The following is a 24,191-nucleotide window of genomic DNA, read 5'->3' as shown; positions in this document are numbered from 1 at the left end:
GTTTTCGCACCCCACCACGGGTGATCAGAGAGTGGCCAGAAGCTCCTCCATGGTGGCGATCTCGGACGTTTGCGATTCGACGATCTGGTTGGCCAGGGCGACGGCGTCACTGTTTTGGCCGTTGCCGGTTTCTTCTTGCGCCATCTCGATCGCACCGCGGTGGTGCTCGATCATTTGCTGGAGGAACAGGCGGGCAGCGTCCGTACCGGTGGCCTGCTCGAGCGACTGCATGTCTTCTTCGCTCATCATGCCGCCGCCGTGGTCCATGCTGCCGGTGTCGGGGGCGCTGGCGCCCCAGTCCTCCAACCAGCCTTCCATCTGCGCGATTTCAGGTTCCTGGGCGGCCTTGATCTGCTCCGCCAGCGCGGTCACCCGCTCGTCGATGCCGTCTTTGGCCAGGAGGGTGTCGGACATCTCGATCGCTTGCGTGTGGTGCTCGATCATCATGGTGGCGAACATGACGTCCGCTTCGTTGGCGTCAGCAGATTGCGCGGGGGTAGCGCTGCTGCTGCTTCCGTGGTCCATTCCGGGCATGCTGCCGCCGGAGGTGGTTCCGCCGGAGCATCCGGCGAGGACGAGAAGGCTGGTGAGGGTGAGCGCGGCGGTCGCCGCGGCGCGGGTGTTCATGGTGGTGTTCTCCATTAGTCAGTGATGAGGCGCGACGGTTGTCGAGCCGGAAGGTGCGTTGCCCGCATGGAGGCGGGCGGACGCGTCATCACGTGCGACTGATGCAGAGAACGGTAAGTGAGGGTGGCGGAACCGGGTGGGCCGATGCGGGCGATCGGGGGTGGATCATGGCGAGTACGTCGTCTCGCAGGGTGATCCGCCAGCCGATGCGCAGCCGCGCGAACAGGATCACGCTGACAAGCAGCGCGAGAACGCAGACCATCCAGGTCATCGCGTGATCGTCGCCGCAGCCGGTGCAGCCTGCATGATCCGTGGCGGCGGTGGTGGTGTTCACCGCTGCGGTACCGGGAGAGGCGTCGTGGTGGGCGCTGGGTGGTGCCGGCTCGGCGCTGACGGCCACCGTGCCGCCGTGGCCGGCGGTGGTGGCGTGGGTGTTGAGGGAGTGCATGGCCAGGAGCCCCGCGATGACGGCGCCGACGACAGCCACCATCATCAGGAGGGTGCGGGTGACCGCGCGCTGGCCACGCAACTGGTGTGCAAGGGCAATCAGCGACATTCTCACCTCCTGATGGATTTCTAGGCTAACTTTTCCCGGCAGTGACGGCGGGCTCTGGACCCGTCGGGGTGGGTCGTTGGTGTGCCGCGGTTACAACGCCGCGAGAAGGTCGGTGCACGCCTGCTCACAGCGACGGCACGCCTCTGCGCAGACGCGGCAGTGCTCGTGCATGTCGGCGTGCTGCTCGCATTCCTGCGCGCAGGAGGCACACGCGGTGCGGCACGCCTCCACAACAGCGCGAACCACATCGGCGTCCATCGTCGTCTGTCGAGAAAGCACCGCACCGGTCGCGGCGCATACGTCGGCGCAGTTGGCGTTCTTGGTGATGCACGTCACCAGCTCGGCCACCATGTCCTCCGACAAGCAAGCGTCGGCACACGCGGTGCAGGTCTGCGCGCACTCGATGCACGCCTGGATACAGCGGGCGAGGGCGTCCGCAGCGTCAATGGTTCCGGCCTTGGGGTGCGTGGTGAGCATCTGGTCAACAGCAGTCATGGTCGCTGGTCCTTTCCCGGGGACCGTCCCCGGCGCCTGCCACGATAAAAGCGGGCGCCGAGCGCGACCCGGGGGTTGCGGGCGCGGGGAAACTACTTCGCGGCGACGGCTTGCGGGCTGAGGTCGAGCCGGCGAAGAAGTTGCGCGTTGAGTGCGACGACGATCGTGGACAGCGACATCAGGATCGCTCCGACGGACATGGGGAGGACGAACCCGATAGGGGCGAGCACTCCGGCGGCGAGGGGGACGGAGACGAGGTTGTATCCGGCGGCCCACCACAGGTTCTGCTTCATCTTCCGATAGCTGGCCCGCGACAGGTCGATCACGGACAGCACGGAGCGGGGGTCGTCGCTGGCGAGGATGACCCCGGCGGACGCGATGGCGACATCGGTGCCCGCGCCGATGGCGATACCGACATCGGCTTGCGCGAGGGCGGGTGCGTCGTTCACCCCGTCACCAACCATGGCGACCTTGCGGGATTCGTTCTGAAGCTGCTTGACCTTGGATGCTTTGTCTTCGGGGCGGACCCCGGCGAAGTAGCGGTCGATGCCGAGGTCGGCGGCGACGGATGCGGCAACCGCTTCGGCGTCTCCGGTGATCATGACCACCTGCACGCCCCGCTGGTGCAGCGCGTCGACCGCGGCGCGCGATTCAGGGCGGATCTCGTCCGCCAGGCGCAGCGCTCCTGCCACCTGCCCGTCGATGAGGACGTGGAGGATGATCGCACCCTCGTTGCGCCACTCGTTCGCGATCGACCGCTCAGCGGCCTTCTCCTGCTCGAGCATGTAGGGGCCGCCGACCTGGACGGTGCGCCCGGTGACCTGCGCGCGGACACCGACGGCCGGTGACGATTCAAAGTCGTTGGAGGAGGGGACGGTGAGCTGCTTCTCTTTCGCGGCGTTCACGATCGCCCGAGCAAGGGGGTGTTCAGAGTCCGCCTCGGCGGCGGCGGCCAAGGCCAGCAGTTCGTCTGCATCGACCCCTTCGGCAGGGTCGATCGCGGTGACGGCCGGCGTTCCCTTGGTGAGTGTGCCGGTCTTGTCGAACAGCACCGTGTCGACGGTGCGCATGCTTTCCAGCGCGAGACGGTCCTTGATCAGAACACCGCCGCGCGCGGCACGCTCCGTGGCGATCGACACGACGAGCGGGATCGCCAGTCCCAAGGCGTGCGGGCAGGCGATGACCAGAACGGTGATGGTGCGGATGACCGCTTCGTCGGGGAATCCCACCAGGGACCACACCAAGGCGGTGACCGCGGCCGCGCCGAGCGCGAACCAGAACAGCCACCCCGCAGCACGGTCCGCGAGCCGCTGCGCGCGAGAGGAGGAGTTTTGAGCCTCAGTGACGAGCTTTTGGATGCCCGCGAGGGCGGTGTCCTGCCCGACCGCGGTGATTTCTACGCGAACTCCGGAGTCGGTGGCGACCGTGCCGGCGACGACCTGATCGCCGTCGCCGCGGCGAACGGGGCGGGATTCTCCGGTGATCATCGACTCGTCCATGCTGGCCGAGCCCTGCACGATCCGCCCGTCCGCGGGAACCCGCCCACCGGGGCGGACCACAACCACGTCACCGACCTGCAGCTCAGCGGGGGCGACGGTGACGGTGGTTTCCCCGTCCACCTTCTCGGCCTCGTCGGGCAGGAGCGCGGCGAGGGAGTCGAGGGCGGAGGTGGTCTGGGCGAGGGATCGCATCTCGATCCAGTGCCCGAGAAGCATGATTACGACCAGCAGCGCCAGCTCCCACCAGAAGTCCAACTCGTGGTGCAACAGCCCGAGGCTTGCCCCCCAGGACGCGAGGAACGCGACGGTGATCGCGAGGGCAATGAGAAGCATCATGCCGGGCTTGCGGGCGCGCAGCTCGCTGACGGCGCCGGTAAGGAACGGGGCGCCACCCCAGACATACATGACGGTCCCGAGAATCGGGGACACCCATCCCACCCACGCCGCGTCCGGCAGCGGGTAGCCGATCAGCATCGAGAACATGCTGGAGAAAGCCACGACCGGCACCGCGAGAACCAGCATGATCCAGAACAGCCGCCGGAACCGGGCGACGTGATCACCGTGACCGGCGTGACCGCCGTGGTCGGCGTGACCGTGCCCGGCGTGCCCCGCCGCAGGTGCCCGATCATCCGTGCCGTGCGGGTGGCCCATCGCTACGTGGTCGTGTACTGCCGTTGCCGCCGGAGCGTTGTGGCCCTGGTGGTTCGTGCGGGCCGAGTGGTTGTGATGTTCGTGCTGGCTCATGGGAGCCTCCTTCGCTGGGTGCGCCGCCACGGCGCACGATTCAGGTTCGGTTGGGGCATGGGAGTGCGGGCGATGTGCACGGGTGCCGGCTCGGGGCGGAACCGGCGCAGCCGGAGGCTGTTGGTCACGACGAACACCGACGACAGCGCCATGGCCGCCGCGGCGACGAGCGGGTTCAGCAGCCCGGCCATGGCGATCGGGATGGCGGCGACGTTGTAGGCGAAGGCCCAGAACAGATTGCTCTTGATGGTGCGGAGGGTGCGGCGGGAGAGTCGGATCGCGTCGGCCACGACGGTCAGGTCGCCGGAGACGATCGTGATGTCACTGGCGGCGATCGCCGCGTCCGTGCCGCCCCCCATCGCAAGGCCGAGGTCGGCTGCGGCGAGGGCCGCGGCGTCGTTGACGCCGTCACCGACCATTGCGACCACGTGGCCATCGTTTTGGAGCCGGCGGATCACTTCGAGCTTCCCGGCGGGGGTGACGCCGGCGTGCACGTCGGAGATGCCGACCTCAGCGGCGATCCGTGCGGCCGTGGTGTCGTTGTCGCCGGTGAGGAGCACCGGGCGCAGCCCGAGTGCGCGGAACAGTGCGATGGCGGTCGAGCTGGTCGGCTTCACCGTGTCCGCCACGCCGATCGCGCCCAGGTACCGCCCGTCGCGGCCGACCGCGATTGCGGTACTGGTACGAGCGAGCGTGTTCAGCTCCGCTGCGGCCTCCGACGGTGGGTGGATGCCCCACTGCTCGGCCAGCCAGGAGGCGCGGCCCGCGACCACCGCGGCGCCGTCCACGATCCCCTGCACACCGAACCCGGCGTGCGAGGCGAAGCTGTCCGCATATGCACCAGGCGCGGTGGCGGTGATCGCGCGGGCGACGGGATGCTCGGAGCCCGCCTCGACCGCAGCGGCGACCCGCAGCAGCTCGTCCCGGGTGACACCAGGGGCGGGGTGAACGGTGGTGACGGTCATCTTGCCGGTGGTCACGGTGCCGGTCTTGTCGAGCACGATGGTGTCGACGGTGCGGGTCTGCTCCAGCACCTGCGGTCCACGGATCAAGATTCCCAGCTGCGAGCCCCGGCCGGTGCCCACCAAGAGGGCGGTGGGGGTGGCGAGGCCAAGCGCGCACGGGCACGCGATGATTAGTGTCGCGACCGCGGCGGTGAACGCTTGTTCCAGCGATGCCCCAGCGATCATCCAGCCGACGAAGGCGGCGGCGGCAAGTCCGATGACGATCGGGACGAACACGGCCGACACCCGGTCAGCGATGCGTTGCACCTTGGCCTTGCCGGTTTGGGCTTCCTCCATCAGCCGGCGCATGCGCGCGAGCTCGGTGTCGGCGCCGACCCGGGTGATTTCTACGGTGAGGCGGCCGCCGACATTCACCGTCGCTCCTACGACACGCGACCCAGTCGTCACCTCGACGGGGACTGATTCTCCGGTGAGCATGCTGGCATCGACGGCGGAGGCACCATCGATCACCAGCCCGTCGGAGGGAATCTTCTCCCCCGGTCGAACGAGCACAGTGTCTCCGACCGACAGCTGCGCGACCAGCACCATCCGTTCGGCGCCGTCGACGAGCTGCGTGGCGTGCTTCGCGCCCATCTCCAGCAGCGCCCGTAACGCCTCCGACGATGATTTCCTCGCGCGCGCTTCGGCATACCGCCCGGCCAGGATAAAGACGGTGACCAGCGCGGCCACTTCCAGATAGATTTCGTGGCCCCCGGCCTGCGGGGTACCGACGAGGGTGAACGTCATCGTCATGCCGGGCACGCCTGCGCCACCGAAGAACAGCGCGTAAAGGGACCACCCGAATGCGGCGATGACGCCAACGCTGATGAGGGTGTCCATGGTCGCCGCGCCGTGTCGGGCGTTGACGGCCGCGGCCCGGTGGAACGGCCACGCGCCCCAGACCGCCACCGGGGCGGTGAGAGTGAGGGCAAGCCACTGCCAGTACTCGAACTGCAACGCCGGGACCATCGACAACACTGCCACCGGCAGCGACAGGGCGGCACTAATCAGCAGACGCCGCCGTAGCGCCCCGACCTCGCCGTCCTCTCGGTTTGGGGTGTTCTCATCGATATCACCGCTCGGTGGCGGTGCGGGGAGAGCCGCCTGGTACCCCGCGGATTCGACGGCGGCGATCAGGGTGGCAGGGTCGACGTCGTTCCCGCGAACACGTGCTTTTTCGGTGGCGTAGTTCACCGTTGCTTCCACACCGGGAAGCTTGTTCAGCTTGCGTTCAATCCGGGTCGCACACGACGCGCATGTCATCCCGGAAATATCGAGTTCGACGTCGACCGCGCTCATGCGGGTGCGCCGGCCAGGGTGTAGCCGGCCTCCTCCACCGCGGCCCGCACTGCGGCGGCATCGATCGGGGTCAAGCTGTGGATGGTGACGCGCGACGTACCGCCGGCGTTGAGGTCTACCGTGACATTCTCGACACCGTCGATCGCAGTCAGCTCCTCCGTGACGCTCGACACGCAGTGCGAGCATGTCATTCCGGTCACCAGGACGTCTTCTGTCACCGTCGCCGCGGTGGACGCGGGTGCGTCTGTCGCTGCGGACGTGGCGCAGCAAGCGCAGCCGGCGTTGGTGTCTTTCAGGCCGAGGTCGATGCGGTCGGTCATGATTTGCTCCTCTGGGGTCGGTGCGGGATCAGGAACGGACGAGCCGTGCAATCGCGTCGTTGGCCTCACGAATCTTCTCTGCGGCAACCTGGCCGCCCTCTGCGCTCGCCTCCGCGACGCAGTGGCGGAGGTGATCCCCGAGCAGGGATAGAGCAACCGTCTCCAAAGCCTTCGTCGCGGCGGAGACCTGCGTAAGGATGTCGATGCAGTACTTGTCTTCATCGACCATTCGGGCGATCCCTCGTACCTGACCCTCGACGCGACGCAGCCGCTTCTGGAGGTCGTCTTTGTTGCCCTCGTATCCGTTCACCTAGATACCATACCCCCCTAGGGTATGTAGCGCAACACTCCTATTCATCCCCCTGCGCGCGTCCACCGGAGTGGGCCGCCCAACCGGGGATGATTATTCAGCAAGTCCTGTACTGTCGACACGTGTCCACAGCCACTGCGACTGCCACCGTGACGCATACCGCCGCGCTCGCGCGCCTCGGCCACGCGCTCTCCGACTCCACGCGCGCGGGCGTGCTGCTGGCACTGCGGGAAGCACCCGCCTACCCCTCCGACCTAGCGGACGCTCTCGGCGTCTCCCGACAGGTCATGTCGAACCAGCTCGCGTGCCTTCGAGGGTGCGGGCTCGTGGAGGCTGTGCCGGATGGGCGGCGCACCTGGTATCGGCTTGCTGACTCTCACCTCTCACCCGCCTTGGACGAGCTGCTACGCGTCGTCCTCTATGTCGAACCGGGCTGCTGCGCCGGAGAAAGCTGCACCTGCGCATGACCACCACGACCTCTCGCCCCACAGACGACCGCCGGCACACTCTCCAACGCCGCATCAAGTGGATCGTCACCGCGACGATCGCCTACAACCTCATTGAGGCCGTCGTCGCGATCACCGCCGGCACCGTCGCCTCATCGGCTGCGCTGATCGGGTTCGGCCTGGACTCCACGATCGAGGTCCTCTCGGCGGCAGCCGTGGCCTGGCAGTTCACCCGCCGCGACCCCGAGCGGTGGGAGAAGGGCACGCTGCGCGTCATCGCCGTGGCGTTCTTCGCCCTCGCCGCCTACGTCACCGCGACGTCGGTGCTCGCGCTCGTGGGCCAGGTCGACGTGCAGCACTCCACTGTCGGAATCGTGCTCACCGCGCTCAGCGTCGTCATCATGCCATTCCTCTCGCTGGCGGAACGACGCGCGGGCCGCGAGCTGGGATCGGCAACCGCTGTGGCCGACTCCAAGCAGACCCTCATCTGCACCTACCTGTCCGCCGCGGTTCTCGTCGGCCTCATTGTCAACAGCCTGTTCGGCTGGTGGTGGGCCGATGCGATCGCCGGACTCGTCATCGCCGCCTTCGCAATCCGAGAGGGTATCGAGGCATGGCGCGGTGACGCCTGCGCCACCTCCGTGGGGATGCTCCTCGAGGAGGAGCACGACGACGACCATCACCGCTGAGCGGGTAGAGCACCTCAGATCAGCCATGACGGCTTCTGTCGCACGCCGCATGAGGAATCTAGGACGTCGTTCTACCGCGCACGGGAGAGGAACACCACCCACCCACCCAGAACGACCGCGATCGCGGAGCCAGCAGCCAGCACCACTCCACCGAAGTCTTGGTCTTCGGCTGGTGCTCTACCCCAGGTGCGGCCCATCGCACCGAACCAGTCGGCGGCTACTAGACCGGCAGTAGAGATGTACACAGATACAACCGCCATCGCCACAGCTAAACCGACGACCATCAGCAGCTTCATCTGTGTCGGCCGGCGGCTGGACCCGTCACCACCTATCAAGCCACGCACGAGCAGAGATCCCACGACGAGGGTTGCTGCCGTCGCCATTTGCCGCCCTAGGAGATCCCCTACTGTCCAACGGAGGAGGTCAGAACTGAAAAGCAGCCAAATCAACATCGCGGTGGCCGGGACAGCGACCACGGGTGCCGAAGCGAAACGCACACCTCGCGAATGCATGAGCACCTGCGCCCATTCATACCCTCCCCTGCTGCCGTCTTCGCGGCGATGGGCTGCCTTGCGGGCGAGCTCGATTGGCGCCCCGGCTGCGAGAAGGGGCACCACCCCGACAAGGAGAATGACTATCCCAAGAACGTGCGCACTGTAGATGTAGCTACGGTAAGCGCCCAACGCTCCGCTAGTGACCCATACCAAGAGGAGCGTCCCTGCCACCCACGCGGTCGCCCGCCAGGGGTTCCATCGGTACCCACGCGCCTTTAGCCGCAGCACAGCGCTCACGTAGAAGATGAGTCCGAGCACGGCGGCAACTAACCACAGCAGGTCGGGGCTCCACGCCGTGAACCAACGCGACATAGTCCACTCAGGAGGTAGCGGAGCGCCGGTGAGTACCTCAGCGGGTGTGAGCGCGCCTGCAGGTTCGGGGAGAATCGGCGGCGGTGTTCTCGCGAGAGCGGCAGCCGCTCCACTAGCCATCCCCATCAATCCCAACTCCGCACACAACAGCAGCCAGAAAGTCTTGGCGTCGCTGGGGTTGGCGCGCATCCTTCGGAGTAGACGCAGTCGGTAGATCGCCCCCAGAACACCGATGGCGGTGAGGGCTACAACCTTGACGATGAGGATGAGGCCGTAAGGGGAGGCGAGAGCACCGAGAGTTTCTAGGCCGATGGCGGCTCGAACCGTGCCCGAGAACGCGACGAGCGCGAAGGCAATAACGGCGATGGTGGAGTACCGCATCAGAACTGTCGCCATCTCACTCTTGGAAGTGACGGAACGAATGATCGCCAGCAGCAGCAGACCACCGAGCCAGACCGCTGCGGCGATGAGGTGTATGACGATGGCTGTCGTGGCTTGCTGGTGAGAGGCCTCATCACCTGAATGGCCTTGTGTTCCCATCGGGACAAGCGCTGCCAGCGCGAGAAGTGCCACGGTTGCTGTCCCGCCCCACGAACGCACCGCAAATGTGAGCACCGCGAGAATGGCACCCGCGATGGTCGTCATCAACCACACACGTCCCCCCTCGGTCTGCACGAGGTACCGGCCAAGCTGAGACCCAAATTCGGGACCGGCATTCAAAGCGGGGTTGAAGATGACCATGAAGCTGAAGAAGCCAGTAGCAGCAGATGCCACGGTGAAGATGGCGGCAGATAGCGCAGCAACATCCAACGCCAATTCAAACCCGCGCTGTTCGACGCGCAACGAGAACAAGGCGACAAAGAGCGCCCCTCCCATTCCCGCGGCGCTCATGTTCACGACGAGCTTTGACACTGGCAGCCCCCACCGTGCGAGGGGCCCGGCGTCGGCCAGTTGCAAGGGGGCAGCGCCACCGCCGACTGCGAGAGCGCACACCAAGGCAGCGACTGCGCTGACGACGAGGATGATGAGCGCAATCACGCGGTACACGTTCCACCGGCGCGGTTGCAGAGACGGAAGCCGCGTGGAGCCAGGTGCCCCCACCCTTACCGTCGAGTGGGCGTGCCCGAGCTTAGCGCCGGAAGTAGGCATCAGTTCAGCCCCGAATAGGCATGCAGACCCTTGAAGAACATGTTCACGGCGGTGAAGTTGAACAGCACCGCAGCGAACCCCACGATAGACAGCCACGCAGAACGGTTACCGCGCCATCCACGGGTGGCACGAGCGTGGATGTACCCGGCGTACAGCACCCAGATGATGAAAGTCCACACCTCTTTGGTATCAAAACCCCAGAAGCGTCCCCAGGAGTCGTTTGCCCAAATCGCGCCGGCAATCAGGGTGAAGGTCCAGAAGATGAAGCCAATGATGGCGAACCGGTAAGCCAGGGCTTCCAGATCTTCAGAGGTGGGCAGGGTTCGAAGCAGGCCCCGCCGCGTGTTGACGGAGGGGCGACTCTCACGCCGGTGTTGCAGAAGTTGCGTCACGGACAGGCCGCACGCGATGGCGAACAGCGCAGTCGCAAGGGAGGCCACGAAGACGTGGATGACAAGCCACACGCTACGCAGCGGGTCCATCAGAGGGGTGACCTCGACGTAGAACCCCAAGGTCGCACCACCCAGAAGAAGGACGACCATCCCAAGCAAGAAGGAGCCGAGGAAACGCAGGTCGTACCGCCGAAGGGCGAAAAGGAACACGCCGACGATGAGAAGAGTGCCGGTGAGTGCGAATTCGTACATGTTCGCCCACGGCACACGAGCTGCGGCGATGCCTCGGAGGACATCCCCGCTCAGCTGCAGCGCGAATCCCAAAATGGTGAGGGCGGTTCCGATACGTGCCCATACGAGACGTTCGCGCTCACGTGGCGGCACTTGCAATTGCACCGCGGCCGCCGGGGGCGCCACCGGTGGAGCCACGTCCCCGACCGTCACGAGTTCCGCAGCGGGCGCCTCGACGCGAGACACGCGCACGGCAAGGTCGATGGCATACGCCGCAAAGGCGAGCGCGTAAACGCCGATGGCCGTCCACACCATCAGCAGGGACAGCCCATCAAGGGTGAGGGCGGATGATTCGGTCACGGGTGGAATCCTTAGATTGTCCAGCACTCTTTGACGGTGCCGGTGGTTGCCAGGGCGAGAGTCGGAACGCGCTCGGTGAAGGATCGAGTGGTCTCGGGGAAGGGGGCGTACTCGACGACCCGCCACCCCACGACGCCGAAATCCTCGTCCAGGGCTTGGATGGCGCACGCGAACCGTGCGCCGGAGGGAGGGGTGGCTTGAAAGGACACCGTCACAGCCCGCTCATCGACGACGAGGTAGCCGGTCTCGGCGATGGAGATGTCGTCCAAGCTATTTTGAAGTGTGATCCAGACCAGGTAGGCAATGGCAGCCACCGCGAACACAGCAACACTGATCCAGAAAGCTCGGCGACGCCAGGGAAGCGAAGTGCGGCCGTATCGATCGTCGAGTTTCTTTTGCAGTGCCGTTCGCTGCGGTGCGGCGCGGCGCCTGCCGCCGCGCTTTGTAATGGCGCGTTTAGTCACTGAGCATTCGCTTCCAACCACGCCAGGGAATCCACGGTGACGTCGTTGACGGACACCTCGAAATGCAAGTGGTTTGCGGTGGAGCGGCCTGTGCTTCCGACGAGTCCGAGGAGTTGGCCCGCCTGCACTTCCTGGCCGCTGCCGACCTGCCGGGTGTTGTACTGCATGTGCGGGTAGACGGCCCGGATACGTTGGCCGTTGACGACGGACTCAACGGTGACAGCGACGCCGTAGGCGCCATAGCTCTCGCTCGAGACATCGACTGTCCCGGCCACGGACGCGTAGATTGGCGTGCCGCCCGCGGTCACCATGTCGGTGCCCATGTGCGCCCCGCCTCTTGCTCCGAATTGGTCCGTGACTCTGAACGTCGAGGTCAATGGCCAGCGCACAACCCCGCTACCGGCGGCGAGGACGGGGACTGCGCGTTCAGCAGCGAAGGTGGTAGCGGGCCGAGCTGCGCGTGCTGCGGCGGCCGCGGCCGCCGCAGCCTCTCGCGCCTTTTTCTGATGAATTTCTTCCTGAGACGTCGCTGCGTAGCTCTGCCTGTCCAGGGGCGAAGCGGGGAGCGCGGAGGACACGGTGAATTGTTGTGAGTCGTCCGCAGCGGCTTGCTGCAAGGTCGGCTCGGAGTCCGTGACAGGTGAGGCCGCGTACGCCGGCAGCGCCAGAGGACACATGAGCGCCAGCGCCAACGCACTCGCAACAAGCGGGCGGGCGCGCATTGCGCGCGCGGCCTCAGGACCGTGGGAGCTCCGCGCCTCACGCATCCTGAACTCATCAGCGTGGCGCCGTTCCCTGCGCGTTAGAGGGCGTGACTGGTGTGTCGACCAAATCTCACTGCTCATTGACGGTGTTCCTTCACTGCCCCACCTGCTGCTGTCGTCGACGCCGTCCGGACGAGAAAAGCACAAGCGCCGCCGCGCCCAGAATGACGACAGCGACGCCAGTCACTAACAGCGGAAGACCGATTCCGCTCCGTGGCTCTTCGACCTCCGCCACGGCGTCTGCTGTCGCGCTTTGTTCTGGTGTCGACGAGATGGCCGGGCTCTGCTCAGATGAGGAGGGGGCACCCGTGGTTGCAGAGGGGTCCGGTTCGGCGGACGCCGTGGGCGTTACGGGAGCGTCAACCGTGAACGCGTACTCACCGCTGATGGGGTGACCGTCGCTGGAGACCACGCGCCATCGCACCGTGACTACGCCTGGAGACGTGACTGGCTTCACTGCCTGGGTCACCGTCGTGTCAGCGACGACCGGAGGCGTCAGTGCAACGTTCGCTCCTGAGGAGTCAATCACTTCGACCGCGATGGCGCTGGAGGCGTCGAAGACCTCCCCGCTGTATGTCATTGACACCTCAGCGGGCGTCGCTGAGACGACTGAGTCCGCTGCTGGGGAGGACTGGACCAAAGCGTCGTGAGCACGAGCCGGCGGCGAACCGGGTAGAACGAACATCAGGGATAGTGCCGCCACGGCAATGCCGGCGGCTGCGAACCAGCGAGGCGAACGGGGGGCGAAAAGTGTGTGCATGGCGTCTTTCAGTGGGACTGCGGCGCCCGGGGATTGGGCGCCCACGGCAGTCGTCGAGCGTCGGATCAGAAACGCTCCGAGTGCACCTGTACGGCCGCGCCCGAAGGGGTGGGAAGTTGCGTTCGACTACAACTTCGTTGGCGTCAGATCAGCCGAGAAGGTGTGATTTTCGGAGCCCCGGTACGGGTCAGGTCCGTGAGAGAGACAGTTCGGTCAAGCTCAGCGTCGTGGTGTGTGAGCGGACGGTACGTAAAACGTGAGGCTGATCGCGTCGAGGTGAGCGGATGACATTGAGATTCGACCGCATGAGACGGAAGCGATGCTCCAGCAGCATTCCCGCCACACACACGCCTACCAGGCATAGCGCTACGGCCGCCGCTGGGAGAGCCTGCGTCAGGCTGTTGACAACGTCACCGGCGGGCTCATCGAGGACTGTTCGACTACCTTGATCGCTCTCCCACGTGTGGGTCGCGGACGCCGCATCGGAGGTCGTGGAAGCATCAGAGTGGCTGCTTGACCATACAGCGAGCAGACACATCAAGATTAGGACGAGGCTGGCGATGATCCTCATTCTCACGACGGAGGCGGTACTGGCCCCAAGTGGGGCGCGTCCCGTGCTTACCGGCATCGCAGCGATGGTACCAATCCGAACTGGCCGTCACAGCCAAGCCGGGGCAGCCTGGCATCGGAGGCCAAGCGTGCGCTGCTCGCGCGGGGTGCGCGATGCGGTCTGCCGTTTGTCCAGCTCATCACCGTTTCCGCGCACGAACGTGGATGCGCAGACGAACGCACAACAGCACACCGGCCGATGCAACGACCATTGCAATTTCGATGGTGGGGCTGAGCCAGCTCGCCGGCGTGATCCCCGCCCGTAGCGGCACCTCGCTCACTCGGCCAGCGGCCGTGTCCACCCCGATGGTCTCTTCGGTCGACCCATCGGGGTTGATCACTTGGCTTGTTCCCACGGTGGAGACGTTGACCACTGCGCGCCCGGTTTCGATGGCTCGCATTCGCGCGATGGCGAGCTGCTGCACGTTCTCGTCTGTTCCGCGGAAGTCGGCGTTGTTTGTCTGGAAGATGTAGACCTGCGCGCCTTGCCGTGCTGCATCGAAGATCACGTCGTCGTAGATGACGTCGAAACAGATCGCCAGCCCGACGCGGGTGCCTCCTATATCCATCACTGGCGCCGATCTGCCTGGGGTGTACTCCCTCTGGATCAGACTGACAAGGTCAGGTGCGAGACGTTCAAACAGCCACCGGTCGGGCACGTATTCGCCGAACGGGACGGGGTTGAGTTTGTCGTAGCTCTGCTCGCTACCGTCCGTCGTCCACAGCATGGTTGAGTTGAACGTTTGCTCGCCTCTCGTGGTTGCGGCGTTCATTAGGAGCGGGGCACCGTACGCGGCGGAGATTTCACTCAGCACTCGACGTGTGGGTTCTGAAGACGCCGGGTCGATGTCCACGGAGCCCTCTGGCCAGGCGAGCACGTCCATCTGCTGGCCCCGAATCGTTTTCGATGTTGATGCTTGGGCTCGGAGCATGTCGCCTTCGTTGCGGTCGTCGAAATAGCCTGCCGGCCCGTTGCCTTGGACCCACCCGACGGTGAACGTTCCGATACTCCGGGTGGCGTACTGGGGTGTGACCGCCATGAGCAGGACTCCCACGAGCGCCGGCACGCCGGCACGCAGAGTGCGACGCCCCGGTCTGAGGGCCTGCACGAGGGCGGCGCACACGCCCACGACGAGGAAGGTCACACCCGTCGTTCCCACCCAGGACGCCACTTCAGGAAATGGTCCCGACACTTGCGTCATTCCTACCCGTGCCCAGGGGAAGCCCGAGTACGGCCACATTCCGACAAGTACTTCCCGCGCGGCCCACAGGGCTGCTACCAGCGCGGGGATACCCAGCAGGTCTAAGGCCCCGCCGAGCCTACGTACCTTCACCCAACGGTAGGTGAGGGTGATGGTTATGCTGCTGACACCGATCAGGACTGTCTGCAGGGCGCTGAGGGCCAACCAGGGCACTGGTCCGAGGAATTGCGCCACCCATACGAGGTGGGCAAGGTTGAACACGGCCCCGAAGACGCAACCCACGACGAAGGAAGCGAGCGTGCCTCTTCCGAGGAGAGCCGCGAGCAGGATCGTCACGCTCACGAAAGCAAGCGGCCACCATCCGAGGTCCGGTGTGGCCGCATCCATCAGCAACCCCGCCGCTGCCGCCAAGGGCAACGCCGCCGTCACGGGCAAGGAATCCGTGCCGCTGGTCCACATAGAGGGCATGCGCAGCGCGCCGGTTGCCCCTCGAAGTGCTGTCATGCGGACCCGCCTTTCTCTAGACGGCGCAGGTACTCGTTGTACTCGTCGAGCTCTGGATCCCCGTGCGCGTCCGCCCATCTGCTTGCGGCGGCGTCACGAACGGAGTCGTGCCGGAACCACCGGTGCATCACGATCAGGATCATGATGAGTGTGGGCGCCTCGCCATAGGACCATGCAAGACCGCCGGCTACGCGTTGGTCCTCGATGGGGTCGATCCCTAGGGCAATGGTCGATTCAGCGAATGTTCCTACTACCAGACTGGTCGCCATCATGAGGAACACCCCGAAGAAGGCGTGCAACGCTGCCTCAGCGAAAAGGTCGAGTGCCCGTCCTCCGTGGCTCATGCGGACCGGTAGTGGATCTGTGGAGAGCACCGGGATGGTGAACAGGATCCCGCTGATCAGGAACGCCGATTCTAAGGCGGTGTGACCGCCGGGGAGGGCTAGGACGGGATCGAGCAGATCTGCGATGTACAGGCCGTAGAAGGCCGCGAGGTAGGCGGGTAATGCGACCCAGGGGCTTAGGGCCCATCTTGACCCTCGCCACCGCAACGCGCCGTGCGCCACTTTGAGGACACTTTTTCCGACGCCGCGGTGCGGGGTGGCACGCAGCAGAAGGGTTCCCGGGGAACCGAGCACGAGCAGCGGTGGGATGGCCATCATCAATGTCAGCTGCTGAAACATGAACACCGAAAGCAGGGCTTTGCCGTAGTCCTCTACAGCGAGGCCGGTGACGGCGGCGAGGGCTGCGCAGCCGGAGACGAAGCTCACCGTGCGCAACACCGACCACCGTCGATGCTGCCGCCACAGACGCAGCGCCCCGAGGAGGTAGATGGTGGCCATCACCGTTGCGGCGCCCGGCAAAAGGGTAAAGGGGTGCGCTGCGGGCAGCAGGTAGTCGCCAAGGTCGAGGGGGGCGTTCATAGCTGTGGACCTATCGTGGCTGCGCGGCCGTATTCGCCCGCTCACACACTTCTGTGTGAGCCTCCGCTAGGTGCTGGACCGCGCGGGCAAGCCCCGGGTCGTCTCCTCGGGCGAGGGCGGCGTACTCCACGTGGATCGTCGAGTCGGTTGTGGTCGCCGAGTGGTGGACTTTCACCCAGATTCGGCGGCGAGGTATGAGAAGTCCGGTGAACAGCCCGACGCAGGCCAGCACAGAGAACGCGAGGACCCAGCCGCTGCTGGGGTCGCGTTGGATCTGCAGGGACGCGAACCGTTTCACCGGAGCACCGTCGGCTTCCTCCCAGGTGATGGTGCCCCACCCGTTGGGCAGCGCACCGGTGGTACCGGGCCTGAGTTCAATGGATTCCTGTCCGGTGTTGCCGCCGGTGAGCTGGGTGAGTTGGTCAACTTCCAGGGCGTAGACGGAACGGGGGGTTCCATCGTCGATGCCCAGGTCGCCTGCGAATGCGTTGAGGGTGATGACGGGGTTGATTACGTCGGGGTAGATCGAGGTGGCGGCACCTGAGGGCAAGGTGTCCTGTGTGGGGTAGAAAAAGCCGATCAGCCCGAGCTGCTGCGGCAAGCCATCCGGAACTTTCACGACGCCTAGTGAGGTCATGTTGGAGTCTTGCGGGAGGAAGGGTAGTGAGTCGCTATAAACGATCTGACCTTCCGCGTCACGGATGGTGAGGGTAGGCGCGTAACCGTTTCCGAGGAGATGGATGCGGTCGGTCCCTACAGTGATGGGGTAGTTGACGACCACCCGCTCGGTTCGGTCGTCTGCTCCGGGGGATCTGATCGTGACGTTGGCGGCGAAGTCGCCCGCTTGCCCACCGCCAGGGGAGCCTGCTGGCTGGTAGGTGACGTCGAAACGGTCCAGCGTGAGGGAGTACGGCGTCAGGTTGGATCCGTCCGCGAAACGGCCGGGGTCGAAGGAGGAGAAGTCGCTGAGGGTGTTGACGAAGGTTGTCCCCTCCACCACGACGCGCTGGCCGGTGTAGGCGAACGCCTTGCCGACGACGACGGAGACGAGCACGCCGACCAGGGCGATGTGAAAGAGCAGGTTGCCGGTCTCGCGGAGGTACCCGCGTTCGGCCGAAACGGAGGTCCACCCCTTCCCGTCGTAGCGGCGGACGCGATAGCGACGCCGGGCGAGTTCTGTTTCGGCAAGATCCAAAGCTGCCGCGGGGGTGAGATGCTCGCCGGGGATGGCTCGCTCGAGGTGTTCGGGGAGTCGAGCGAACCGGATGGGTGTGCGCGGCGGTTGTCCTTTGAGAGCGCGGTAGTGGTGTTTCGCCCGCGGGATGACGCACCCGATGAGGGATACGAACAGCAGCAGATAAATGGACGAGAACCAGGGCGAGTAGTAAACGTCGAACAATCCGACGGCGTCGAGGAACGGGAACCACTCGGGGTTGTTGCGCTCCCATTGGATGACGCCGTTGGGGTCGGCGCCTCGTTGAGGAAACAGTGAGCCGGGTACTGCGGCCAGGGCGAGGGAGAGCAGGAGGATGAGCGCGGTGCGCATGCTGGTGAGCTGGCGCCATGTCCAGCGGAGCCACCCTTTGCCATCCAGCTTTACCTGTGGGCCGTCTTGATCGTTCGGGGCCCCGTCAGGATGGTCCGCCGGCCGCCGCGGGTCTGAATCGACGTGGCGGGTATCAGAGCGGGAGGGGGACATTGATTACCACCTGTTGCAGAAGTGACATGAGCGAGGTCCACACGCCCGTCACCATGAGCAGCCCGAGCAGGATGAGCACGGCGCCTCCGATGAGGTTGAGTGTGCGGATGTGAGTGCGGAGGACTGTGACGGACCGCGCAGCCCACCCCCATCCGAGCGCCAGTACGAGGAAGGGCACTCCGAGGCCGAGTGAGTAAGACAGACCGAGGAGCCCGGCTCGGGCGGGGTCACCAAGGTTCCACGACACGGACAGGATTGCTGCGAGTGTGGGGCCAATGCACGGTGTCCAGCCGACACCAAGTGAGAACCCGAGAAGCGGAGCGCCGACGAGCCCGGCTCGACGACGGAGGGTCGGACGCATGCCACGCTGTCCAAGCCGGATTGCGCCTGTGAAGACCAGCCCCAGGACGATGTTCACAATGCCGAAGACGCGGGTAAGGAGATCGGCGTAGCGCGAGAGCGCCACCCCGAAGAATCCCCCCAAGACGGTCACGGCGACGAAGACCACAGTAAATCCGGCGATGAAGAGCAGGACGCCTGCTACGAGCCGCGGGCGTGTGGTGACCGTCGTCGCACCGTCTCCTCCGGTTGTGGAGGTGGGAGGGGCGGCCACACCGCCGAGGTACCCGAGGTAGCCGGGCACCAGCGGTAGGACACAGGGCGATAGGAAGGAGATGAGACCGGCGACCAGGGCGAGGGGGATGGCAAGCCAGAGTGCGCCGTCGACGACGAGCGCCCCGGCGCTCATGGTCTCTCCGCCAGCGTGTCCGCGACGATGGTGGACAGGATGGACGCGCTGGGAAGTTGGCCGATGATGCGGGCGGCGAGGCGACCCTGGCGGTCCATTACGAGCGTTGTGGGTGTGGCCTGGATCGGGGTGAGTTGCGCGAAGGCGAGTTTCACCTGACCGTCATTGACGTCGATGACGCTGGGATAGGTGACGTTGTTCTCGCGCGCGAAAGAGAGTGCTGTCTCAGCTTGGTCGTAGGTGTTCACTCCGAGGAAGTCGACTTCCTCGTTCTGGAAGCGCAGAAAGACCTCCTCGAGCATGGGAGCCTCGACGATGCACGGTCCGCAGGCGGCGTACCAGAAGTTCACCACGAGCACCTCACCTCGGTAGTCGTCGCTGGTGACGGTTTCACCGGTTTCGATGACGCCTTCGAACTGAACGGGTTCGCCTCTGTCCGACGGGGCAATCTCGGCCACTTGGAAATTCCCATCGGAGAACGATGCGCCCGCGCCGGCGTCCGTTGTTTGGGTCGTGGCGGTGCAACCGCTCATCACGCCGACGATGATGAGCGCCGTGCCGAGGGCGAGGAGTTTGCGATTCATGCCCGCTCCCTCTTGATGATGGCTCCCGCGACAAGGAAGACGACTGCGGCTGCGGGTTGCGCCGCGGTCCAGACAACACCTTCAGCGGGGATGGGGAGCACCGGGTTCCATGCCACCGCGATCACAGCAAACACCGGCACCCACCACAGCTGCCGCTCCTGGTAGGCGAACGAGGCGACGATGAGCGCCAAGATTGCCACGATGAAGCGCACAAGCGTGAACCAGCCGCTGTCCAGCAGCGCTGGCGCCACGAACAGGGCGGCTGCGGCGATCAGACCGGGGGCGAGGGCGTTTCGTTGATACCGAGATGGCGTCTTGGTCTTTTTCATTGCTTGTCCTCCGGGGGAACCCCGAACGTGGGTGGTGTGGCAGGCGCGACCTTGGTGCCACTGTGGGCGCGTTGGCGGAGCATCAGCATCACTGCAACCGCTATCGCTCCAGCGGCGAGGAAGACGTCTGCCAAGTTGCCGATGAACAGACGCCCGTATGCAAGGAAGTCGGTGACGTGGCCGATTGCGAATCCTGGCGGCGACATGAAACGGTCGATGAGGTTGCCGACAGCTCCACCGAGGAATAGCCCCACACCACCCGCCCATCCCACCGTTCGCGCGCGGGCCGCCAGGACGAAAAGCCCGGCAACGGCTGCCACGCCTATCAAGGTGAGAACCCAGGTCATGCCCGAGCCCGTTCCCAGCACCGCGCCGGGGTTGAAGGCGAGTTGCAGACCGAATGCGTCCCCAATAATGGGCACCCGTCTCCCGTCGGCAAGCGCAGTCAGGGCGATGGCTTTACTGAACTGGTCTATCAACACCGCGGCCGCTGCCACCATGCAGGCGACGGCGAACGGCCGCGTCTTCTCAGCGGTCACCTTCTTGGCCCTTCCGGAGGTGGCGGGTTCGCCGCGCTGTGACCAGAAGCGTGACCAGCGCTCCGCCGAGAATCATCGCCACCGCGGAGACTCCCAGCACGGGAGCGACCTCGCCACCGCCGGTGGGCACTCCTCGACCGTCCGCGCGTGGGGTGGCCGTGGAATGAGGATGGGTCTGGTGCCCAGGTGATGGAGTCTCGGAGCTCGTTACGGTGGTTCCTGAACGTTCGACGCTCAGAGGCGCAGTGGTGAAGCTGACATCCATGGCCGAGCTCAGCGCCGGGGCCACGACAGCAAAGGTCGGCGCGGCGGGTCCTGCAACGATGAGGGCGGCGCTAAGAGCGACAGTGGCGCACAGCGTCACCGTGACCTGCGTTGCGCGATGGCGAGGTCTGGATACGAGGAAGAATCTCATTGGTCTTTTCAAGGTCGGGCGTAGATGAATCGGGCAATACGAGCCGCGTCCGTCCATACCCCGGGAAGGGTGTTAGCTCTGGCCTGGCTGTGCACGGGGATTCCGGCAACGAACAGACCGGGTAGCGTCGTCGCGGTGGGGATGCGTCGCTGAAGCTGCGGCTGCGTGGGCAACCACTCGTCGCCCGCTTCGTACCCGGTGGCGAACACGACTGACTGGTAGGCCTGCCGGTAGCCATCCGCGAAGGCGAACTTGGCCCCGTCCACCCCAATCGTCTCGGCTCGAATGGAGACGCCTTTATCTCGGAGTGCGTCGTAGAGGGGTTCTGGGGCGATCTTCACGCGCCGCCACGGTGAGACGCGCGGCTGGGTGGGGAATTGCCGCGGATGCGCTTCAGCCCGTCGGGTGCGGACCGCCAGAGTGACGTCGTGCGACTTCGCGAGGTCGGAAGCAACTTCCGTCCCGGCGATACCACCGCCGACAATAAGTACCCGGCCTCGCGGAATCTGCTCGGGTGTTCTGTAGGCGTTGGTGTGCATCTGTACTCCTTCGACTTCGGCGTCCGCGGCCCATTTCGGAAATCGGGGACGTGCTGCGGCGCCGGTAGCGCACACGACGTTGCGGGTCTGCACTTCGCCAACCGTGGTGCTCAAGAGCAGGGTTGGGCCGTTGCCGTGGCGAGTCACGGCGAGGGCCTGGACACCCCAGACGGGGTTTACCCCGAGCTCCGCTTCGAATCTGTGTAGATAGCCTTCGATGTCTCCCGGGGTGGGGTACCGATACGGGTCACCCTCCAGTGGTCTGCGGGGGAAGCTGGAGTGCTCAGCATTGCTGAGCAACCGCATAGAAGGCCAGCGCGCACTCCACGTGCGTTGTCCCCGCGCGGAACTGTCGATGACCACGAAGTCACGCTGCGGTTCCATGCCGCGAGCGATCAGTGCCGCTGCAGTTGCCAATCCAGCCTGCCCTGCGCCCACGATGATGACTCGTCGGTGTGACAGGCCCGCCACTAGGGGGTGCCGTCCAAGCGGGTGGTGATGGCACTTTCAAGGTCGTTCCATCGTTCAATGACAAGAGGTTCGCCGTCGACGAAGAACGTAGGGGTTCGGTCCACGCCGAGGGCGCGTCCGTCGTCGAGGTCGGATCGAACGCGCTCGAGAGTGGCAGGGTCGGCGACAGCTTCGTCGTAGGCCGTCATATCCAAGCCCAACTCGGTCGCGTACGAGCGGAACAGCTCCGCTTGGCTTTGCTGAGACTCCCCCCACTGTGCTTGCGTCTCAAAGAGACGGTTGTACATGTCTTCGAAGCGTCCCTGGGCTGCCGCGGCCTCCGCAGCGACCGCTGAGTTTTCGGAGTTGATGTGGCCGGGAAGGGGGAAGTAGCGAACGACGTAGTTGATCTGTCCCTCATACTTCACACGAAGCTCTTCGACGACGGGGTAGTAGGCGCCGCAGGCTTCGCACTCGAAGTCCAAGAACTCCACGATGGTGATGGCGCCGTCGCCGGCGTCGTCGAGGACGTGGGAGTCGTCTCTAACAACCGCTATCGACCCTCCTCCCCGTTCCTCGGCGGCAACGCGGGTGTTGTTCTGATCGACTAGGACATAGATGACAGCCCCCGCGACGACCGCGACGGCGACGGCGGCGGTAATGACCGTCGCCTTCCAGTTGATTTTCATGGGTACTCCAACACTTGACGGCACAAGAAAAGCCCGGGTTGCCCGGGATGAGTGTCGCCGCGGGGGCGACGTGCCGATGTCAGGTTCTAGAGATACCCAGTTGCGCGATTGTGAGGGCGTGGCCCTCAGGCCTGCCGGACACCGGGTGGATCAAAGACGGCGGGAGGGCGCGCCAGACGAGTGTGATCCCAGCCGGTCCGCGGCGCACCAGGAGATGAACAACGAGGTACAGCACGAATCCGCAGACGACGCCGAGAACGCACAGCGCCATTCCGGGCGATACGTCGTACACGCTCGCCTCGACGATAGAGGTAGCGACGGGTGCGGCCGGGTCGTGCGGCGCAGTGTCAGATGCCGTCGCGACCACACCGCTTACCGGGGCGTTGTCGCCATGGTTGAGGGCCACGACTCCGAGCAGCAGGAGGGCCCCGAGGGCGATGATGGTAATGAGTCGCGTTATCGCTCCGTGCTCTTTCGCCAGCGCTGAGCGCCGGGCGTGAGCGTCGGTATACATCAGCAGCCAGTGTACGGAGAGGTTCTGGGCGAATGGCTGGGAACGGCCGACGGTGTGCCGATATGCGATCGGGCTGCGAACACGCCCGTTCGAGCGGTTCGGCGCCCGCGATTAAGCGTGACGGACATCCCCGGGTTCCGAATCTTGCAGGTCGGCTGTCTCAATCTGGAAGGTGGAGTGCAGCACGGACACCTCGAAGTGTTGAGCCACACATGCTCTGACGTCCTTAAGGACAGCGGCTGCGTGTCCGTCCGTGAAGCATTCGTCTTCAACCACGACATGCGCGCTGATTGTCGGCAGGCCGGTGGCGACTGTCGAGGCGTGTAGGTCATGGACGTCTATGACGTGGTCGAGTTGGAGAATGTGAGATCTCACATCGTCCAAGTCCAAACCGTCGGGGGTGAACTCCATCAACACCGACGACGTCTCGCGTAGCAACTTGAACGCACGCGGCACGATGAGAGCGGCGATGAAAAGACCGGCGATGGCGTCCGCTTGAAAGAAACCCGTCGTCCAGATGACGACAGCCGCGACGATAACCCCCAGTGATCCCAGCGCGTCATTCAGCACTTCCAGATACGCTGCCCGCATGTTGAAGTTAGCTCCGCGACTGGAAGACAGCACGAAGATGGCGATGACGTTCGCGACTAACCCAACGACTCCAAAACCCAGCAGTTCCGCAGCTGGCACCTCCGGGGGCTCGAAGAGCCGGCGTACCCCCTCGATGGCTGTGTAACCCCCTACCGCCATCAACAGAGCCGCTTGCCCGAAGGCAGCGATAACTTCGATGCGACGGAACCCCCACGTGCGTCGCGCACTAGCCGGCCGCAGCACCAGCGTCGCGGCGATGAGTGCAACGAGAAGTCCGGATGCGTCAGTGAGTGCGTGGGCCGTGTCCGTGAGGAGGGCAAGACTGCCGGTAAAGAAGGATCCAACCGCTTGAGTCACGGCGATTGCCGCGGTGATTGCAAACGCAATCCAGAGACGCGCCCGATGGTCGGTCGGATGCCCGGCCGCGCCGGTAGACGGTGCGTGCGTGTGACCGGCGCCCATCAGGCCGCGTCCGTTCCAAGGGCGAAGTCTTCACCAGGCTGATGAAGGTGAGCGCATAGCGTGACACGCGTGCCGGTGTCTCTCAGCAGGAGTTCGGCGGCGTTAATGAGAGCCGCAGTCGCCACAGGTTGCGCAAGATCGAACCAGGAAGCCCGACCCTCCGAGCGAACAGTGACTAGTCGGCAGTCCCGCAGGAAGCTGAGGTGCTTACTTACGGTTGATTGCGCCAATCCGAGGTGCTGGACGAGATCCCGGACGCGATGCTCGCCGGACGCCAGATGCTGGAGAACCGCCAATCGCGTGGGGTCCCCAAGCGCGTCGAATAGGTGCGCGTACACAGCGGTCGCGTCAGGATCGAGTAGACCACCCTCTTTATTCATCGCCACATAGCGATGATATCGTCAAATGCCGTGTCCGTC

At 65.1% G+C, this 24,191-nt stretch carries 26 protein-coding genes; 2 read left to right on the top strand and 24 right to left on the bottom strand.

Annotation, left to right across the window (positions count from 1 at the left end; all coding sequences use genetic code 11):
* Positions 1-24: 24 nt before the first annotated feature.
* The 7 genes from P8R59_RS00495 to P8R59_RS00465 all read right to left on the bottom strand — a co-directional run bounded on the left by P8R59_RS00495 (position 25) and on the right by P8R59_RS00465 (position 6,854).
* Positions 25-627, bottom strand: coding sequence for a DUF305 domain-containing protein (locus tag P8R59_RS00495; RefSeq protein WP_058233676.1), 603 nt, complete (start codon positions 625-627; stop codon positions 25-27).
* An 88-nt stretch (positions 628-715) separates the two neighbouring features.
* On the bottom strand, positions 716-1,183 hold the full coding sequence (locus P8R59_RS00490) for a DUF6153 family protein (protein WP_160897564.1): 468 nt from the start codon (positions 1,181-1,183) through the stop codon (positions 716-718).
* Positions 1,184-1,273: 90 nt separating this feature from the next.
* Entirely contained in the window at positions 1,274-1,678 is a 405-nt protein-coding gene (locus P8R59_RS00485; RefSeq protein WP_058233652.1) for a four-helix bundle copper-binding protein, read from the bottom strand.
* A gap of 92 nt (positions 1,679-1,770) precedes the next feature.
* A complete protein-coding gene (locus P8R59_RS00480) occupies positions 1,771-3,921 on the bottom strand; it encodes a heavy metal translocating P-type ATPase (RefSeq protein ID WP_083709105.1) in 2,151 nt (716 codons plus the stop codon).
* Positions 3,918-6,224 (bottom strand): heavy metal translocating P-type ATPase, encoded by a 2,307-nt coding sequence (locus P8R59_RS00475; RefSeq protein ID WP_083709106.1) that lies wholly within the window; start codon positions 6,222-6,224, stop codon positions 3,918-3,920. Before P8R59_RS00475 ends, P8R59_RS00480 begins: the two co-directional genes overlap by 4 nt.
* Positions 6,221-6,544 (bottom strand): cation transporter, encoded by a 324-nt coding sequence (locus tag P8R59_RS00470; RefSeq protein ID WP_058233654.1) that lies wholly within the window; start codon positions 6,542-6,544, stop codon positions 6,221-6,223. The genes P8R59_RS00475 and P8R59_RS00470 overlap by 4 nt, the downstream gene beginning before the upstream one ends.
* 28 nt (positions 6,545-6,572) lie before the next feature.
* Positions 6,573-6,854, bottom strand: coding sequence for a metal-sensitive transcriptional regulator (locus P8R59_RS00465; RefSeq protein ID WP_058233655.1), 282 nt, complete (start codon positions 6,852-6,854; stop codon positions 6,573-6,575).
* Positions 6,855-6,943: 89 nt separating this feature from the next.
* On the opposite strand from P8R59_RS00465, the gene P8R59_RS00460 reads away from it, so the two are divergent.
* Entirely contained in the window at positions 6,944-7,321 is a 378-nt protein-coding gene (locus P8R59_RS00460) for an ArsR/SmtB family transcription factor (protein ID WP_076677834.1), read from the top strand.
* Entirely contained in the window at positions 7,318-7,989 is a 672-nt protein-coding gene (locus tag P8R59_RS00455; RefSeq protein WP_076677837.1) for a cation diffusion facilitator family transporter, read from the top strand. Before P8R59_RS00460 ends, P8R59_RS00455 begins: the two co-directional genes overlap by 4 nt.
* 71 nt (positions 7,990-8,060) lie before the next feature.
* On the opposite strand, the gene P8R59_RS00450 is transcribed toward P8R59_RS00455, so the two are convergent.
* The 17 genes from P8R59_RS00450 to P8R59_RS00370 all read right to left on the bottom strand — a co-directional run bounded on the left by P8R59_RS00450 (position 8,061) and on the right by P8R59_RS00370 (position 24,152).
* Entirely contained in the window at positions 8,061-9,893 is a 1,833-nt protein-coding gene (locus P8R59_RS00450; protein ID WP_181373634.1) for a cytochrome c oxidase assembly protein, read from the bottom strand.
* Positions 9,894-10,003: 110 nt separating this feature from the next.
* The gene (gene ccsB / locus P8R59_RS00445; RefSeq protein ID WP_256334329.1) at positions 10,004-10,987 is read right to left on the bottom strand and encodes a c-type cytochrome biogenesis protein CcsB; all 984 of its coding nucleotides are present in this window, start codon (positions 10,985-10,987) and stop codon (positions 10,004-10,006) included.
* Positions 10,988-10,998: 11 nt separating this feature from the next.
* Positions 10,999-11,301, bottom strand: coding sequence for a DUF4307 domain-containing protein (locus P8R59_RS00440; RefSeq protein ID WP_239278225.1), 303 nt, complete (start codon positions 11,299-11,301; stop codon positions 10,999-11,001).
* Between the two features lie 146 nt (positions 11,302-11,447).
* Positions 11,448-11,774: a M23 family metallopeptidase gene (locus P8R59_RS00435; RefSeq protein WP_239278227.1), complete on the bottom strand. Its 327-nt coding sequence runs from the start codon at positions 11,772-11,774 to the stop codon at positions 11,448-11,450.
* Positions 11,775-12,309: 535 nt separating this feature from the next.
* Positions 12,310-12,900 carry a copper resistance CopC family protein gene (locus P8R59_RS00430; RefSeq protein ID WP_239278236.1) on the bottom strand — a complete coding sequence of 197 codons (591 nt, stop codon included), beginning with the start codon at positions 12,898-12,900 and terminating at the stop codon, positions 12,310-12,312.
* Between the two features lie 824 nt (positions 12,901-13,724).
* Positions 13,725-15,290: an apolipoprotein N-acyltransferase gene (gene lnt / locus P8R59_RS00425; RefSeq protein ID WP_239278247.1), complete on the bottom strand. Its 1,566-nt coding sequence runs from the start codon at positions 15,288-15,290 to the stop codon at positions 13,725-13,727.
* A complete protein-coding gene (locus P8R59_RS00420; protein WP_076677849.1) occupies positions 15,287-16,213 on the bottom strand; it encodes a cytochrome c oxidase assembly protein in 927 nt (308 codons plus the stop codon). Before P8R59_RS00420 ends, lnt begins: the two co-directional genes overlap by 4 nt.
* A gap of 10 nt (positions 16,214-16,223) precedes the next feature.
* A complete protein-coding gene (gene resB, locus P8R59_RS00415; protein ID WP_278100885.1) occupies positions 16,224-17,759 on the bottom strand; it encodes a cytochrome c biogenesis protein ResB in 1,536 nt (511 codons plus the stop codon).
* A 133-nt stretch (positions 17,760-17,892) separates the two neighbouring features.
* Positions 17,893-18,660: a cytochrome c biogenesis CcdA family protein gene (locus P8R59_RS00410; RefSeq protein WP_076677854.1), complete on the bottom strand. Its 768-nt coding sequence runs from the start codon at positions 18,658-18,660 to the stop codon at positions 17,893-17,895.
* The gene (locus tag P8R59_RS00405; protein WP_076677856.1) at positions 18,657-19,244 is read right to left on the bottom strand and encodes a TlpA family protein disulfide reductase; all 588 of its coding nucleotides are present in this window, start codon (positions 19,242-19,244) and stop codon (positions 18,657-18,659) included. The genes P8R59_RS00410 and P8R59_RS00405 overlap by 4 nt, the downstream gene beginning before the upstream one ends.
* Entirely contained in the window at positions 19,241-19,573 is a 333-nt protein-coding gene (locus P8R59_RS00400; protein WP_076677858.1) for a DUF6804 family protein, read from the bottom strand. The genes P8R59_RS00405 and P8R59_RS00400 overlap by 4 nt, the downstream gene beginning before the upstream one ends.
* Positions 19,570-20,112: a signal peptidase II gene (locus P8R59_RS00395; RefSeq protein ID WP_083709109.1), complete on the bottom strand. Its 543-nt coding sequence runs from the start codon at positions 20,110-20,112 to the stop codon at positions 19,570-19,572. The genes P8R59_RS00400 and P8R59_RS00395 overlap by 4 nt, the downstream gene beginning before the upstream one ends.
* 423 nt (positions 20,113-20,535) lie before the next feature.
* Positions 20,536-21,504: an NAD(P)-binding domain-containing protein gene (locus P8R59_RS00390; protein WP_239278268.1), complete on the bottom strand. Its 969-nt coding sequence runs from the start codon at positions 21,502-21,504 to the stop codon at positions 20,536-20,538.
* A 32-nt stretch (positions 21,505-21,536) separates the two neighbouring features.
* Entirely contained in the window at positions 21,537-22,205 is a 669-nt protein-coding gene (locus P8R59_RS00385; protein ID WP_076677862.1) for a DsbA family protein, read from the bottom strand.
* Between the two features lie 79 nt (positions 22,206-22,284).
* Entirely contained in the window at positions 22,285-22,719 is a 435-nt protein-coding gene (locus P8R59_RS00380) for a hypothetical protein (protein ID WP_076677865.1), read from the bottom strand.
* 111 nt (positions 22,720-22,830) lie between these two features.
* Positions 22,831-23,772, bottom strand: coding sequence for a cation diffusion facilitator family transporter (locus tag P8R59_RS00375; protein WP_076677867.1), 942 nt, complete (start codon positions 23,770-23,772; stop codon positions 22,831-22,833).
* The gene (locus P8R59_RS00370; RefSeq protein ID WP_083709113.1) at positions 23,772-24,152 is read right to left on the bottom strand and encodes an ArsR/SmtB family transcription factor; all 381 of its coding nucleotides are present in this window, start codon (positions 24,150-24,152) and stop codon (positions 23,772-23,774) included. Before P8R59_RS00370 ends, P8R59_RS00375 begins: the two co-directional genes overlap by 1 nt.
* Positions 24,153-24,191: the final 39 nt, after the last annotated feature.

The sequence above is a fragment of the Microbacterium proteolyticum genome (assembly GCF_029639405.1).
Taxonomy (GTDB): domain Bacteria; phylum Actinomycetota; class Actinomycetes; order Actinomycetales; family Microbacteriaceae; genus Microbacterium.
The sequence above is the reverse complement of the archived record's forward strand: the minus strand, read 5'-3'. Positions and strand labels throughout refer to the sequence as shown.

Coding starts and splice junctions, on each gene's coding strand:
- P8R59_RS00480 (WP_083709105.1), bottom strand. CDS start 3,921: ATGAGCCAGCACGAACATCACAACCACTCGGCCCGCACGAACCACCAG.
- P8R59_RS00400 (WP_076677858.1), bottom strand. CDS start 19,573: ATGAAAAAGACCAAGACGCCATCTCGGTATCAACGAAACGCCCTCGCC.
- P8R59_RS00460 (WP_076677834.1), top strand. CDS start 6,944: ATGATTATTCAGCAAGTCCTGTACTGTCGACACGTGTCCACAGCCACT.
- P8R59_RS00495 (WP_058233676.1), bottom strand. CDS start 627: ATGAACACCCGCGCCGCGGCGACCGCCGCGCTCACCCTCACCAGCCTT.
- P8R59_RS00420 (WP_076677849.1), bottom strand. CDS start 16,213: ATGAACGCCCCCCTCGACCTTGGCGACTACCTGCTGCCCGCAGCGCAC.
- P8R59_RS00490 (WP_160897564.1), bottom strand. CDS start 1,183: ATGTCGCTGATTGCCCTTGCACACCAGTTGCGTGGCCAGCGCGCGGTC.
- P8R59_RS00435 (WP_239278227.1), bottom strand. CDS start 11,774: ATGGGCACCGACATGGTGACCGCGGGCGGCACGCCAATCTACGCGTCC.
- P8R59_RS00385 (WP_076677862.1), bottom strand. CDS start 22,205: ATGAAAATCAACTGGAAGGCGACGGTCATTACCGCCGCCGTCGCCGTC.
- P8R59_RS00475 (WP_083709106.1), bottom strand. CDS start 6,224: ATGAGCGCGGTCGACGTCGAACTCGATATTTCCGGGATGACATGCGCG.
- P8R59_RS00485 (WP_058233652.1), bottom strand. CDS start 1,678: ATGACTGCTGTTGACCAGATGCTCACCACGCACCCCAAGGCCGGAACC.
- P8R59_RS00375 (WP_076677867.1), bottom strand. CDS start 23,772: ATGGGCGCCGGTCACACGCACGCACCGTCTACCGGCGCGGCCGGGCAT.
- resB (WP_278100885.1), bottom strand. CDS start 17,759: ATGCGCACCGCGCTCATCCTCCTGCTCTCCCTCGCCCTGGCCGCAGTA.
- P8R59_RS00430 (WP_239278236.1), bottom strand. CDS start 12,900: ATGTTCGTTCTACCCGGTTCGCCGCCGGCTCGTGCTCACGACGCTTTG.
- P8R59_RS00380 (WP_076677865.1), bottom strand. CDS start 22,719: ATGTATACCGACGCTCACGCCCGGCGCTCAGCGCTGGCGAAAGAGCAC.
- P8R59_RS00410 (WP_076677854.1), bottom strand. CDS start 18,660: ATGAGCGCCGGGGCGCTCGTCGTCGACGGCGCACTCTGGCTTGCCATC.
- P8R59_RS00405 (WP_076677856.1), bottom strand. CDS start 19,244: ATGAATCGCAAACTCCTCGCCCTCGGCACGGCGCTCATCATCGTCGGC.
- lnt (WP_239278247.1), bottom strand. CDS start 15,290: ATGACAGCACTTCGAGGGGCAACCGGCGCGCTGCGCATGCCCTCTATG.
- P8R59_RS00455 (WP_076677837.1), top strand. CDS start 7,318: ATGACCACCACGACCTCTCGCCCCACAGACGACCGCCGGCACACTCTC.
- P8R59_RS00470 (WP_058233654.1), bottom strand. CDS start 6,544: ATGACCGACCGCATCGACCTCGGCCTGAAAGACACCAACGCCGGCTGC.
- P8R59_RS00370 (WP_083709113.1), bottom strand. CDS start 24,152: ATGAATAAAGAGGGTGGTCTACTCGATCCTGACGCGACCGCTGTGTAC.